Origin of the sequence: Streptomyces sp. NBC_01012, from assembly GCF_045162755.1 — a bacterium.
Lineage (GTDB): Bacteria > Actinomycetota > Actinomycetes > Streptomycetales > Streptomycetaceae > Streptomyces.
In genome coordinates, this window is sequence record NZ_CP108688.1 from 6,879,549 (window position 1) to 6,892,418 (window position 12,870).

Consider the following 12,870-nt stretch of genomic DNA (forward strand, 5'->3'; position numbering starts at 1 on the left):
TGCCCTACGGACCTGACTCCGCAGGGATTTCGCGCCAGCGGCTCTTCTCCGTCCGAGACGCATCACCCGGCCGGACGGATCGGTGCAACTGTGCTGTCCGTTCGGATGGTTCGGGGTGACCGGACCGGACTAGTCCGGACGGGTAGCTGCGCGCCCCCGCCGGGTGTGCCGACAGGGGCGCGCGGGCAGGACGGTCAGGCGGGTGTGCCGAGGAGGCCCGGGACGTCCGGAAGGGGAGCCGGGGTGACACGCAGGGTCATCACGGGGAGCAGGTCCGCGACATGATGCGGCCGATGAGCCGTGATGCCCGTGGGGGCGGGTGCCAGGGGCACCAGGAGGTCGGTCGGCGCGAGTGTGCCGCCGCCCGCGTCCGCCTCGATGTCGTGATGCAGCCACAGCGTGAGCATGTACAGCTCGGGCACCGACAGCAGGCGCGGCTGATAGTGCGTCGCCGTCGACTCCGCCTGGCGCACGGCGAGTTCGGTGGAGGCGATGTAGGGGCCCTCGAAGAAGTGCGAGAAGGTCCAGCCGTCGGCGGTGAGCATGGTGTCCGCCGCGGCGACGGCACGCTCACCGCTGCGGACGAGGAAGCGCCAGCCGGCGAGCCGGGTGCGCGGTGCCGCTTCGTTCGGCACGATCCGGTCCAGTACATGGACGGGAAGCGGGAGTTCGGGGCTCAGCGATCCCTGGACGGACCGGAGAGCGGGCGTGTGGGCTTCGCGGACTGCGGTGGGAGAACCGAGTGCCGCGAGAACGCTGCGCAGTGCGGGCGCTGGGGCCGGGAAGACATGCAGCGGCATGGTGGGTCGCCTCTCACTTCGGAGACACGGTGATGCTGGGCGGGTGCGACGGCGCTGTCGGCGTGCGGGGCCATAGAAAGGCCGGTGACAGGACGGACGGGCCGGTGCGTCAGCTCCGTCAAGTCTCTGCCTCGTCCGCAGAGTTTATACGACAAATGTTCACACGGTGTTTCGGCTACCCGTCCCCCATATTGCCCGCAAGGGGGATTTCGGCCTTTGAATTGCGTGTTTCACGTGGGTTCGAGCCGCTCTCGACACGCATACCCAGGCACTTCCGCCACCCGGCGGTAGGCTGAAACTCATCGGTGTATCCACCGCGCAACTCGATCAGGCGCACTGCCTATGCCCCATGCCTTCGGAATGTGCCTCCGGCTTCGGTCTCCAGACTAGTGGGTGTGCGGGGCCGCCGGGGGCGTTACGGATCATCTCGTCGGGGCATTATCGATCGTGATACGAGCGGCCTGTGCCGCGGGCCGCCCACTCGAGGAGGGACCCTTCGATGGGCGAGAAGGTCGTGGCGGGCGCTTTTGCCGCGTCCGATCGGCAGGCGTACCGCGAGAAGCTCACCCAGTGCCTGGGCGGGCTGGAGAGGCTCCTGTCGGAGCGGAGGTTCGACCGCCCCAGGAATCTCATGGGGCTGGAGATCGAGCTGAATCTCGCGGGACCGGACGGTATGCCGAGGATGCGGAATGCAGAGGTGCTCCAGCGCATCGCGAGCCGGGATTTCCAGACAGAACTGGGGATGTTCAACCTGGAAGTAAATATTCTTCCCCACCGGCTGAGCGGCCGGGTATTCGATCAGCTCGCTGAGGAGTTGCGTACGGGGCTCGCCTATGCCCACAGGAAGGCCGCCGAGGTCGACGCGGGGATCGTGATGATCGGTATCCTGCCGACCCTCGGCCGGGACGATCTGGTTTCGGCGAACCTGTCGGACGGCGACCGCTACACGCTGCTCAACGAGCAAATGGCGGCCGCCCGCGGTGAGGAATTCGTCCTCGACATCGAGGGCGTCGAGCGTCTGGTCGCGACCTCCGCCTCGATCGCCCCCGAATCGGCGTGCACCTCCGTGCAGTTGCATCTGCAGGTGACACCGGACCGCTTCTCGGACGTCTGGAACGCGGCCCAGGCCATCGCGTCCGTACAGATCGCCCTCGGGGCCAACTCTCCCTTCCTCTTCGGCAAGGAGCTGTGGCGCGAGTCGAGGCCGCCGCTGTTCCAGCAGGCCACGGACGTACGGCCGCCCGAACTGAGGAACCAGGGCGTGCGGCCCAGGACGTGGTTCGGGGAGCGCTGGATCAGTTCGGCGTACGAGCTCTTCGAGGAGAACGTGCGCTACTTCCCGCCCCTGCTGCCGATCTGCGACGAGGAGGACCCCCTGCGGGTCCTCGACGAGGGCGGTGTCCCGAGCCTGGCCGAACTCTCCCTGCACAACGGCACGGTCTACCGCTGGAACCGGCCGGTGTACGGGCTCGCCGACGGCGTCGCCCATCTGAGGGTGGAGAACCGCGTACTGCCCGCCGGCCCCACGGTCGTCGACGTGATCGCCAACGCCGCCTTCTACTACGGTCTGGTGCGCGCGCTCGCCGACGAGTCCCGGCCGGTCTGGAGCAGGCTCCCCTTCGAGGCGGCGGCCGCCAACTTCGACGCCGCCTGCCGCCACGGGATCGAAGCCGAGCTGCTGTGGCCGCGCCCCGGCCGCTCCGGCGGTGTGGCGAAGGTGCCCGCCGCCAAGCTCGTACGGGACGAACTGCTGCCGCTCGCGGCCGCCGGGCTCGATGCCTGGAACATCGAACCCTCGGATCGTGACCGCTACCTCGGCGTCATCGAGGAGCGCTGCCGGCTCCGGGTGAACGGCGCCTCCTGGCAGGTGGACACCTACCACCGCGCACTGGAGGCGGGCCTCGGACGGGAGGCGGCCTTGGCGGCCACCACCCGGCGCTACGGAGAGCTGATGCAGGCGGGGGAGCCGGTGCACACCTGGCCCGTCGGTTTCCCCGCGCCCTGACCAGGAAGCGGGCCGGTGTCCCGCCGCCCATGACCCGTCGGGCAAGCTATGACGACATACGGACGCATGGCTGACGGCAGGGGTACAGGTGGAGGCGGGGCGCGTGGCTGAATCCATTCCTCACGAGGGGGTGTCCCGGCGGATCCTCCGCTCGGAGATGCTGCTCGTGCTGGCTCTCTCACTCGGGGCCAGCGGGGTGTCCGCCCTGATCAGCTTCATCGGGTCGCTGACGAAACCCGGGGGACTCAAGGACCAGGCGGCCACGCTCAACGGCTCGTACGCCATAGGGCGACCGTGGCTCGACCTCGCCTGGCAGCTCTTCGGCATCGCCACGGCCCTGGTGCCGGTCGCGCTGGTGGCGCACCTGCTCATCCGGGAGAGGGCCGGCCTGGGGACCCTCGGCCTCGACCGCACCAGGCCCTGGCCCGATCTGGGCCGGGGCACCCTGGTCGCGGCGGGGATCGGCAGCGTGGGGCTGGCCTTCTACCTGGTGGCGCGGACCGCGGGATTCAACCTGACGGTGGTCCCGGAGTCACTGCCCGACGTCTGGTGGAAATTCCCCGTACTGATCCTCTCCGCGGTGCAGAACTCCGTCGTGGAGGAGGTCATCGTCGTCGGCTATCTGCTGCGGCGGCTGGGGCAGCTGGGGTGGACGCCGATGGCCGCCCTGGTGGCGAGCTCCGTGCTGCGCGGCTCCTACCACCTGTACCAGGGCATCGGCGGCTTCATCGGAAACCTGGCCATGGGCGTCGTCTTCGTCCTGCTGTACAGGCGCTGGGGGCGGGTCGGGCCGCTGGTCGTGGCGCACGCGCTGATCGACATCGGGGCGTTCGTCGGATACGCGCTGCTCGCCGGGAAGGTGGACTGGCTGCCCACCCCATGACGGGGCGGCCGGTGCCCGAAGTCCTCAGAGCCCGCCGAGCAGCTCCCCCTCGATCACCGTGACGGCGCTGCCGGTGAGCAGCGTGCGTGCGCCGCGCAGCGAGGTGCGGACCAGGCCCGAGCGCGCGGAGGCCTGGAGACCGACGAGTTCGTCGCGGCCGAAGCGGGCCGACCAGAAGGGCGCCAGAGCGGTGTGGGCACTGCCGGTCACCGGGTCCTCGTCGATGCCTACCCCGGGGAAGAAGCCGCGCGAGACGAAGTCGTACCCGCTCGTCGGATCCGCGGCCGCCGCCGTGGCGATGACGCCCCGTCGGGAGCAGGAGACGAGCGCGGGGAAGTCCGGCCTCAGCGCCCGTACGGTCGCCTCGTCGGCCAGTTCCACCAGGAGGTCGCCGACGAGGTCACCTGTGTCGTGGACGGAGCGGATGGGGCCGGTGGGGTGCTCCGAGGCGCCGGACCGCTCCGAGGCGCCGGACAGGCCGAGGGCATCCGTCAGCCCGGCCGGTGGGTCCACCGGTGTCAGCGGCGCCGTGGGGAAGTCCAGCGTCAGGGAGCCGTCCCGGTGCGCGGTGGTGCGCAGTACGCCGGAGCGGGTGGCGTAGCGCACGGTGCCGCTCGCCACGTCCGACGTGTGCAGGACATGGGCGGCGGCGAGCGTCGCGTGCCCGCAGAGATCGACCTCGGTGGTGGGGGTGAACCAGCGCAGCGCCCAGTCGGCTTCCCCGTCCGGCGGCAGCGGATGGGCGAAGGCCGTCTCCGAGAGGTTGACCTCGCCCGCCAGGCGCTGAAGGCGGTCCGGCTCGGGGAAGCCCCCGGAGCCCAGGACCACGACCCCGGCAGGGTTGCCGGCGAAGCGCCGGTCGGTGAACGCGTCGACGATGCGGATCTTCATGAAGGTGACCGTAGGCGGGGCCGCTCCGCGTGGTCCAAGGCCAATCACGGGTCCGCGGCCCGGGGGTGGCAGACCCGGGGGTGGCAGAGACGCTCGCGTGTGCGAACACATGGCTATGCTCGTCGGCATGCCGAACCGTGTTCCGTTCGATGAGGCGCTCCTCCTGGCCGTGGGCACCCCCGAGCTGACCGAACCTCTGGACAGCAGCCCGCGGTCACGGGTATGGCGTGTCCGGCTGGCCGACCGGCGGCTGGTGATCGTCAAGCAGATCACCGACGACGGTGACACGGGCGCCGACGCGGACACGCGCTTCGCACGGGAGGTCGCCGGGCTGTGCCTGGCGGGGCGGGCCTCCGGACCCGCCCTGGCCCCCGCCGTGCTCGCCACGGATCCGTCCTCACGGGTGATGGTCCTCGAGCATGTGGACGACCTCGGCAGGACGGACGACTGGATGCCGGGGTACGCCGAGTCGCTGGCCCGGCTGCACGCCCTGACCGGGCCCTCCGATGCGGGCACACTGCCGGCCTGGCCGGGGCCCACGGCCGCCGATGCCGAGTCCTTCCTCACCCTGGCCAGGGCGCTCGACGTGCCCGTGCCGTCCACGGTTCCCGGTGAACTCGCCGGTCTCCTGGAGCGGTTGGACCCCACCCCGCACCATGCGTTGCTGCACGGGGATCCCTGCCCCGGCAATGACCTGCGCACCGCCGACGGTGTCCGCTTCGTCGACTTCGAGCGTGCCTCGCTCGGCAACGGTCTGATCGAACTCGCCTACTTCCGCATCGGCTTCCCCACCTGCTGGTGTGCCATGTCGGTCACCGCCGCCCCGCTCGCGGAGGTCGAGAACGTCTATCGGACCACCTGGCGCGGCCTCACCGGGAAGGACGTGCCGGGTGACCTCGCTGACGCGTGCGCAGGCTGGCTGATCCAGGGCGACGCACTCGTCGAACGGGCCCACCGCGGGACGGCCGACCAATTCGCCCGGGTGCCCGCCGAGGACTTCGAGTGGGGCTACGTCTCCGCCCGTGAGCGGCTCGTCCACCGCTTGGACGTGGTCGCAGGCATGACCCGCGACCACGATCACCTGCACGCCGTCGGCCGCCTCAGCTCCGCCCTGGCGAGCCGCCTGCTCGAACGCTGGCCGAAGCTGCGTCCACTGCCCACGCAGGACGCCCGCCCCTGGTACTAAGGCCTGTCTGACCATTCCCGTCGTCGCGAGGCAGACGGGAATGGTCAGACAGACCTTAGGTGTATTGACCCTCCCCGACGCTCAGGCTCCCAGGGCCTGTTGTGCTTCGCGCGCCAGAGTCCTGGCGATGGCTGCCGTGTGCGACGCCACGTCGCCGAGACGGCACAGGCCATCAGGAGGACCTGCTTGCCGGCGAAGTGCCGGTAGGGCGCCGCGGTGCTCACCCCCGCGCGACGAGCGACCTCCGCCACGGATCCCTTCCGGGGCATCTGGCGGCAGCCCGTGCGGGACCTTCAGGTACGACCGACGTGAGGAGGGTGTTGCCATGCGATAGCTTCCGATATATCGTTGAGGCATCGCGACCGTTCGAAGAAGAGTCGCGTGACCACAATGATGAGATGAGAGGAGCGCAGTCATGCGTTCACATGGAAACGACCACGGATACGGCCCCGGGCGCCGCGGCGCAGGCAGGGGAGACTTCGAAGGCGGCAGGCCCGCGTTCGGACCGTTCGGACCGCCCTTCGGCGGCGGACCCTTCGGTGGCGGGCGCGGTGGCCGCGGAGGCGGCCGGGGGAGGGCCAGGCGCGGCGACGTGCGTGCGTCCATCCTCGCGCTGCTCAAGGACCGCTCGATGCACGGGTACGAGATGATCCAGGAGATCGTCGAGCGCAGCGGTGGGGCCTGGAAGCCCAGCCCCGGCTCGGTGTACCCCACCCTCCAGCTTCTGGAGGACGAGGGCCTGATCATCAGCGCCAGTGAGGGCGGCAAGAAGCTGTTCACCCTCACCGACCTCGGTCGCGGCGAGGCCGAGTCCGGCCCGGACGCCCCCTGGGAAGAGGCCGGGCGTGGTGTCGACTGGGAGGGCGTCAACGAGATCCGGCAGGCCGGCTTCGGCCTCATGGAGGCTTTCGGCCAGGTCTGGAAGACCGGCTCGGCCGACCAGCGGGAGAAGGCTCTCTCGGTGATCAACGACGCCCGCAAGAAGCTCTATCTGATCCTTGCCGACGAGGACTGAGCCGTGCGGTACGAGCAGCTGGAGAAGGGCCCCCGATGTGGGGCCCTTCCTCATGTGCCTGGCGCGTGCCTCATGTGTCTCGTGCGTGCTCCGGTGTGGCCGATGCGCTGCCCCTAGTGGCGCGTTCTCATCCCCAGGGATGACGACCCCCCACTGTTCCCCGCCTTCCGCGGGATGACGGATGGGCCGTGACGGGGATGTTTTCGCTCGAAGGGACTGATGGGGTGGAGAGGTGCAATTCCGGACGTCAGGGATCCCCGAGCAAGCCGCGCCGAACCACGCCTCGTGGGCAGGTGACGGGCTGAGTGCCGCGATGGCCATGGTGGTCACGGGCGCGCGCAGGCGAGCGGTGCGCGACGGTGACCGTCATGTCGACACGGCCCATCTCCTGCACTCCCTCGTCGAGTCCGACCCGGAGGTACGGGAGGCCTTCGAGGGCGGGCCGCAGCTGGCCAGGGTGCTCGGTTATCTCGTACAGCGCAGCATCGGATACGGCCTGCGCTGGCAGGGCACGCAGGAGGACTCGGGGGCGTTCCCCGCCGTACGGGAACCGGCGGGCGAGGGCTGGTCGCCCTCGGCGGCGGCAGCCATGGACCGCGCAGCCCGCGACGCGCTGCTGCGCGGGGAGCGCCATGCCGACGGCCTCGGTCTGCTGGCGGAGCTGGTCGCGGATTCCCGCTGCCGTGCGGTCGAGGTGCTGGAGCGGGCCGGGGTCGACGTCGAGCGGCTGCGCGCCCGCGCGCAGGACCGTGCGGCCGCCGGGGGCCCGCAGGGGTGATCATGACCACCCGGCGGACAGGTGTCACAGGGGTGACGCTGCTGACGCCTGCTGTCATGATGTGCCGATGCACGCGACTCAGGGGAGAAGTGCCGGTCTGGGCCTGGCCCTTGCCTCCGCCCTCGCATTCGGCGGTTCAGGGGTTGCGGCCAAGCCGCTGATCGAGGCGGGGCTCGACCCGCTGCACGTGGTGTGGCTACGGGTGACCGGCGCCGCCCTCGTCATGCTGCCGGTCGCCTGGCGGCACCGGCGGCTGGTGCGGGAGCGGCCCGTACTGCTGGCCGGTTTCGGACTGTTCGCCGTGGCCGGAGTGCAGGCCTTCTACTTCGCCTCCATCTCGCGCATCCCGGTCGGTGTCGCCCTCCTCATCGAGTATCTGGCCCCCGCGCTCGTCCTCGGCTGGGTGCGTTTCGTTCAGCGGCGGCCCGTGACCCGCGCCGCCGCCGCTGGTGTGGTGCTGGCGGTCGGGGGGCTCGCCTGCGTCGTCGAGGTGTGGGCGGGGCTGAGCTTCGACGTGGCCGGACTGGCGCTCGCCCTCGGCGCGGCCTGCTGTCAGGTGGGCTACTTCGTCCTGTCGGACCAGGGCGCGGGCCACGGGCCCACGACGGACGCCCGGCCTGCGAACCCGGTCGGCGTGATCGCGTACGGACTGCTGGCCGGCGCGGCCGTCCTGACGGTGGTAGCCGGACCCTGGTCCATGGACTGGGCGGTCCTGGGCGGGACGGCGGACATGGACGGGCACGACGTCCCCGCCTGGCTGCTGCTCGGCTGGATCGTGCTGCTCGCGACCGTGCTGGCCTACGCGACCGGCGTGGTGTCGGTACGGCTGCTCTCGCCCCAGGTCGCGGGCGTCGTCGCCTGCCTGGAGGCGGTCATCGCGACCGTGCTCGCCTGGGTGCTGCTGGGCGAGCACCTCTCGGCGCCGCAGCTCGTGGGCGGCGGGGTGGTGCTGCTCGGTGCCCTGATCGCGCAGTCGTCCGCGCCCAGGCCGCCTTCGGGTCCTGTGGCGTCGGGGCCGGGCGTCGCGGTGGCCCGGACGGCCGAGCCGGCCGATGCCGAGGGTGAGTTGTTCCGGCCCCCGCCGTCGTCGTAGGGTGCCGATCATGACGCTGACCGTACTTCCGCCTCCTGTCGCTTAGCGCGAGGCGGCCACTCCGGACGAAGACCGGGCTCGGGCAGGTCCCGAGCGGTTCGTCGCTGCCCGCGCGCGGAGCCGAGCGACCACCACTCTTCTTCTGGAGCGTCACGTGTCCCACCCTGTTTCCGGCCTGCCCGTCGGGCGGAGCCTTGTCTATCTCGTCGTCGCGGGTATCGCCTGGGGTACGGCTGGCGCGGCCGCATCGCTGCTCTTCCGGATCAGCGATCTCGGGCCGCTCGCCCTGTCGTTCTGGCGCTGCGCCGGCGGACTTATCCTGCTGGCCGGAGCTCTCGCGCTGCGCCCCCGCCGCCCCCGCGGTTCCGCCGAGCCGCGTCGTCGGAGGCTGTTGCGCATCCTGGGGACCGGCGTCGGTCTCACCGTGTTCCAGAGCGCCTACTTCGCGGCGGTCGAGGCGACCGGACTCGCCGTGGGCACCGTCGTCACGCTGGGCGCGGGGCCCGTCCTCATCGCGGTCGGCGCGCGCCTGACGATGGGGGAGCGGCTGGGCAGGGGCGGTCTCGCAGCCGTGGTAGGCGCCCTCGTCGGTCTCGCCGTACTGGTGCTCGGCGGCGAGCGGGCCGAAGTGCGGCCCACGGGGCTGCTGCTGGCGGTGCTGTCAGCCGCCGGGTACGCGGCGATCACCCTGTTGACCCGGTGGCTCGGGCGGGACGGTGCGGCGGGTGACCCCCTCGCCACGAGCGCGTGGGCCTTCGGTATCGGTGCCGTGGGCCTGTTGCCCATGGCGGCGGCCGAAGGCCTCGTGCCGCACACCGTCGAGGCCGGCCAGGTGCTGTGGCTGCTCGTCTATGTGGCGGCGGTGCCCACCGCACTCGCGTACGCCCTCTACTTCGCGGGCGCCGCGGTGGTCCGCTCGGCGACCGTCTCCGTGATCATGCTTCTCGAACCGGTGAGCGCCGCGATCATCGCGGTGACCGTACTGCGGGAGCGGCTCACCGCGGCCACGGTCATCGGCACGCTGCTCCTGCTCACGGCCGTGGCGGGTCTTGCCTTCGCCGAGACACGCGGCGCGGCGGCCGCCCGCCGGGCCGCCGTGGCGGCCTGACCCGGGCCGCTCAGGGCCCGCCGGCCGACGGGCTCAGAGCGCGGTGAGGTAGTCCGGCACCTGGATCGCGGGGTCCAGGTCGTCGGACGGCACCGGCGCCGCGTATCCGGGCGTCAGCGGGACCACGCCTGCCCAGTGCGGCAGTGAGAGGTCCGCCGGGTCGTCGTTCGGGCCGCCCGTACGGATCTTGGCGGAGACCTCATCGAGGTCCAGACGGATCACCGCGGTCGCGGCGAGCTCCTTCGCGTCGGCGGGGCGGGAGTCCTTCGACCTGCCTGGCACGACCTGGTCGACGATGGCATCGAGCGCGGTCCGGCGCTCCTCCGGGTCGGTGACCGTCCTGGCGATGCCGTGGACCACCACGGAGCGGTAGTTCATCGAGTGGTGGAAGGCGGAACGCGCCAGCACCAGGCCGTCCACATGCGTCACGGTCAGGCAGACGGCGAGGCCCGGATCGGCCGCGCCGGTCTCGCGCAACGGACGCGATCCCGTCGAGCCGTGGACGTACAGTCGCTGTCCGACCCGGGCGAAGAGGGTCGGGAGGACGACGGGTGCACCGTCCCGGACGAAGCCCAGATGGCAGAGGTAGGCCGTGTCGAGTATCGAGTGGACCGTCGTGTGATCGTACGAGGCGCGTTGCTTGGAGCGGCTCGGGACCGTACGCGCGGTCGGGTCGTATGCTTCGGCGGCCTCGGGGAGGCCGGTGCCGTCGGGCGTGGGGGTGTCCGGCATTGCGTACTCCATTGCACTAGTGCATAGTTGACTTTGTGCTAGGAGAGTATCGGATCAGTGGGCGGCGTGCATCCGACATCGCCGCGAGTGTGGAGCGAGGCGTCGCGTCGGGTGACCTCGCACCCGGCCATGTGCTGCCGCCCATGCGGGAGTTGGCGGCCGTGCTGGGCGTCAATCCGAATACGGTGGCCGCCGCCTACCGGACCCTGCGCGAGCGCGGGGTGATCGAGACGGCGGGGCGGCGGGGGAGCCGGGTGCGGCCGCGCCCCGCGAGCACGGCGCGCGGTTCGCTCCGGGTCGAGGTCCCCGATGGCGTGCGTGACCTCGGCGACGGAAACCCCGACCAGGCCCTGCTGCCGGACCTCGGCGATGCGCTGGCGACGGCTGCGAAGGATTACGTCGGTCGGGCCGGCCGCTACGGGGACGCGGCGGTGCTTCCCCGGCTGGCGGAGCTCGCACGGGCCGGTCTGGACGCCGACGGTGTGCCGGCGGGCCCGGTGGCCGTCACCTCCGGAGCCCTCGACGCGATCGAGCGCGTGCTCGCCGCGCACCTCAGGCCCGGCGACGCGGTGGCCGTAGAGGATCCGGGGTGGGGCGCCCTGCTCGACCTCGTCCCGGCGCTCGGCATGCGCGTCGTACCGATGGCGCTGGACGAGGAGGGCCCGCTGCCCGGGGAGGTGGAGCGGGTGCTGCGGGACGGCGCCGCGGCCCTGGTGGTCACCGACCGGGCGCAGAACCCGACCGGTGCCAGGGTCGGCGGCGAGCGTGCGGCGCAGCTGCGTTCCGTCCTCGCGGAGCACCCGGGTGTCCTCCTGATCGAGGACGACCACGGCCACGCCATGGTCGACCTGCCGGTGCACCCGCTGGCGGGGGTCACGGAGCGCTGGGCCTTCGTGCGGTCCGTCTCCAAGGCGTACGGGCCTGATCTGCGCCTCGCCGTGCTCACCGGTGACGGGCTCACCGTGGACCGGGTGACGGGGCGTCAGGCTCTGGGGCCCGGCTGGGTCAGCGGACTTCTGCAGTGGACCGCGGCGCACCTGTGGGCGACGGGGGCGGTCGACACGGCGGCCGTCGCCCGCGCCTACGGGGAGCGCCGGGACGCACTCGTACGGGCGCTGGGGGAGCGGGGCGTCCCCGCGTACGGGCGGACCGGGATGAATGTGTGGGTACCCGTGGGCGACGAGACCGGGGCGGTGTCCAGAATGCTGCACGCGGGCTGGGCCGTGGCCCCGGGTGCGCGGTTCCGGCTGGTCTCGCCGCAGGCGATGCGCCTGACCGTCTCGACGCTGTCCGCCGCCGACATCGAGCCGCTGGCCGACGCGGTGGCGGCAGCGGTGACACCCGTCCGTCCGGTGAGCTACGGCTGAGTGGCCGCACGGGGGCGGAGCTGGGTGAGCGCGGCTCCCGCGATGACCACCAGGGCGCCCACCGGGGTGTTCCAGCTCAACCGCTCGCCGAGCAGGGTCACTCCGGCGGCCGTGGCGATCACCGGGATGAAGTAGGTGACCATCTGGGCGGTCGTGGGGCCGACTTCCTGCACGAGGCCGTACTGGAGGAGGACGGCGAGTCCGGTGCCGAGCGCCCCCAGGGCGACCACGGCGAGCGTGGGCAGCAGCGGGAAGTGCGCGGGTGCCGTGGTGAACAGGGGCAGGACCAGGGCCAGTTGTACGGTGCCGAGGAAGAGCTGGCTGCCGGTCAGCGCCAGCGTGGACGATCCTGAGCCCGCCAGGGTGCGCCGGACGTAGATCCAGCCGATGGGATAGCTGAGGGAGGCCAGCAGCGCCATCGCCGTACCCGTCACGTCCAGGCCCGTGAAGCCCTGCCAGGCGCCGAGCACCGTCAGTACGCCGATGAAGCCCAGGCCGAGCCCCGCGACGCGGCGGCGGGTGGGCCGGTCCTCGGAGAGCGCGACCAGCGAGAGCGCCATGCCCCACAGGGGTGAGGTCGCGTTGCAGATCCCGGCGAGGGTGGACGGGATGGTCAGCTCGGCGTACGCGAAGAGCGAGAAGGGCAGCGCGTTGAGGAAGAACGCGGCGACGAAGAGGTGGGCCCAGGTCCGGCCGGAGCGGGGCGGCCTTTCACGGCGTACCGCCATCGCGACGGCGAGTACCGCCGTGCCGGACAGCAGCCGTCCGAACGTCACCTGGAACGGGGCGTACCCGTCGGTGCCGACCTTGATCAGCAGGAAGCTGAAACCCCAGATGAGCGACAGCGCGGCGAAACGGACCCGCCAGTCCAGGACCGGGCGCCGCGCCGGGGGTGCGGGGGGCGGAGTGTCGGACGGCGGCCGGGTTCTCGGTGCGGTGGGAGCGCTCATGGGTCCACCATGCCGAGCAGGACCGCGTAGGACAAGTGAGACTTCGTTGGCCGCTTGGCGTA

General features: G+C 71.6%; 13 protein-coding genes. 8 read left to right on the forward strand and 5 right to left on the reverse strand.

The annotated features are described in order from the left end of the window. Nucleotides 1–194: 194 nt before the first annotated feature. The gene (locus tag OG623_RS30735) at nt 195–800 is read right to left on the reverse strand and encodes a hypothetical protein (protein WP_406150849.1); all 606 of its coding nucleotides are present in this window, start codon (nt 798–800) and stop codon (nt 195–197) included. A gap of 499 nt (nt 801–1,299) precedes the next feature. On the opposite strand from OG623_RS30735, the gene OG623_RS30740 reads away from it, so the two are divergent. After that, the gene (locus OG623_RS30740; protein ID WP_406150850.1) at nt 1,300–2,805 is read left to right on the forward strand and encodes a glutamate-cysteine ligase family protein; all 1,506 of its coding nucleotides are present in this window, start codon (nt 1,300–1,302) and stop codon (nt 2,803–2,805) included. A gap of 103 nt (nt 2,806–2,908) precedes the next feature. Next, nucleotides 2,909–3,688, forward strand: a complete 780-nt coding sequence (locus OG623_RS30745) for a CPBP family intramembrane glutamic endopeptidase (RefSeq protein ID WP_406150851.1) — start codon at nt 2,909–2,911, stop codon at nt 3,686–3,688. 24 nt (nt 3,689–3,712) lie between these two features. Here OG623_RS30745 and OG623_RS30750 read toward each other — a convergent pair whose 3' ends face one another. Further along, the gene (locus tag OG623_RS30750) at nt 3,713–4,579 is read right to left on the reverse strand and encodes a PhzF family phenazine biosynthesis protein (protein WP_406150852.1); all 867 of its coding nucleotides are present in this window, start codon (nt 4,577–4,579) and stop codon (nt 3,713–3,715) included. 127 nt (nt 4,580–4,706) lie between these two features. On the opposite strand from OG623_RS30750, the gene OG623_RS30755 reads away from it, so the two are divergent. Continuing rightward, nucleotides 4,707–5,765 (forward strand): phosphotransferase, encoded by a 1,059-nt coding sequence (locus OG623_RS30755; protein WP_406150853.1) that lies wholly within the window; start codon nt 4,707–4,709, stop codon nt 5,763–5,765. Nucleotides 5,766–5,809: 44 nt separating this feature from the next. Here the strand turns inward: OG623_RS30755 and OG623_RS30760 are convergent, their stop codons facing one another. Beyond that, the gene (locus OG623_RS30760; protein WP_406150854.1) at nt 5,810–6,034 is read right to left on the reverse strand and encodes a helix-turn-helix domain-containing protein; all 225 of its coding nucleotides are present in this window, start codon (nt 6,032–6,034) and stop codon (nt 5,810–5,812) included. 146 nt (nt 6,035–6,180) lie between these two features. On the opposite strand from OG623_RS30760, the gene OG623_RS30765 reads away from it, so the two are divergent. The 4 genes from OG623_RS30765 to OG623_RS30780 all read left to right on the forward strand — a co-directional run bounded on the left by OG623_RS30765 (nt 6,181) and on the right by OG623_RS30780 (nt 9,759). Continuing rightward, nucleotides 6,181–6,780: a PadR family transcriptional regulator gene (locus tag OG623_RS30765; protein ID WP_406150855.1), complete on the forward strand. Its 600-nt coding sequence runs from the start codon at nt 6,181–6,183 to the stop codon at nt 6,778–6,780. A 232-nt stretch (nt 6,781–7,012) separates the two neighbouring features. Beyond that, entirely contained in the window at nt 7,013–7,558 is a 546-nt protein-coding gene (locus OG623_RS30770; RefSeq protein ID WP_406150856.1) for a Clp protease N-terminal domain-containing protein, read from the forward strand. Nucleotides 7,559–7,625: 67 nt separating this feature from the next. Then, a complete protein-coding gene (locus OG623_RS30775) occupies nt 7,626–8,651 on the forward strand; it encodes an EamA family transporter (RefSeq protein WP_406150857.1) in 1,026 nt (341 codons plus the stop codon). 154 nt (nt 8,652–8,805) lie between these two features. After that, the gene (locus tag OG623_RS30780) at nt 8,806–9,759 is read left to right on the forward strand and encodes a DMT family transporter (RefSeq protein ID WP_406150858.1); all 954 of its coding nucleotides are present in this window, start codon (nt 8,806–8,808) and stop codon (nt 9,757–9,759) included. A 33-nt stretch (nt 9,760–9,792) separates the two neighbouring features. Here the strand turns inward: OG623_RS30780 and OG623_RS30785 are convergent, their stop codons facing one another. Next, complete coding sequence (locus OG623_RS30785) at nt 9,793–10,491, reverse strand: pyridoxamine 5'-phosphate oxidase family protein (RefSeq protein ID WP_406150859.1); 699 nt, start codon at nt 10,489–10,491, stop codon at nt 9,793–9,795. Nucleotides 10,492–10,526: 35 nt separating this feature from the next. On the opposite strand from OG623_RS30785, the gene OG623_RS30790 reads away from it, so the two are divergent. Continuing rightward, entirely contained in the window at nt 10,527–11,858 is a 1,332-nt protein-coding gene (locus tag OG623_RS30790; RefSeq protein WP_406150860.1) for an aminotransferase class I/II-fold pyridoxal phosphate-dependent enzyme, read from the forward strand. Here the strand turns inward: OG623_RS30790 and OG623_RS30795 are convergent. After that, nucleotides 11,849–12,808, reverse strand: a complete 960-nt coding sequence (locus OG623_RS30795) for a DMT family transporter (RefSeq protein WP_406150861.1) — start codon at nt 12,806–12,808, stop codon at nt 11,849–11,851. The two genes, OG623_RS30790 and OG623_RS30795, sit on opposite strands and share 10 nt — an antisense overlap. Nucleotides 12,809–12,870 lie beyond the last annotated feature (62 nt).

Bases quoted from the DNA above. Each gene is read 5' to 3' on its own strand.
- OG623_RS30735 (WP_406150849.1), bottom strand. From the start codon at position 800: ATGCCGCTGCATGTCTTCCCGGCCCCAGCGCCCGCACTGCGCAGCGTT.
- OG623_RS30740 (WP_406150850.1), top strand. From the start codon at position 1,300: ATGGGCGAGAAGGTCGTGGCGGGCGCTTTTGCCGCGTCCGATCGGCAG.
- OG623_RS30750 (WP_406150852.1), bottom strand. From the start codon at position 4,579: ATGAAGATCCGCATCGTCGACGCGTTCACCGACCGGCGCTTCGCCGGC.
- OG623_RS30755 (WP_406150853.1), top strand. From the start codon at position 4,707: ATGCCGAACCGTGTTCCGTTCGATGAGGCGCTCCTCCTGGCCGTGGGC.
- OG623_RS30760 (WP_406150854.1), bottom strand. From the start codon at position 6,034: ATGCCCCGGAAGGGATCCGTGGCGGAGGTCGCTCGTCGCGCGGGGGTG.
- OG623_RS30765 (WP_406150855.1), top strand. From the start codon at position 6,181: ATGCGTTCACATGGAAACGACCACGGATACGGCCCCGGGCGCCGCGGC.
- OG623_RS30775 (WP_406150857.1), top strand. From the start codon at position 7,626: ATGCACGCGACTCAGGGGAGAAGTGCCGGTCTGGGCCTGGCCCTTGCC.
- OG623_RS30785 (WP_406150859.1), bottom strand. From the start codon at position 10,491: ATGCCGGACACCCCCACGCCCGACGGCACCGGCCTCCCCGAGGCCGCC.
- OG623_RS30795 (WP_406150861.1), bottom strand. From the start codon at position 12,808: ATGAGCGCTCCCACCGCACCGAGAACCCGGCCGCCGTCCGACACTCCG.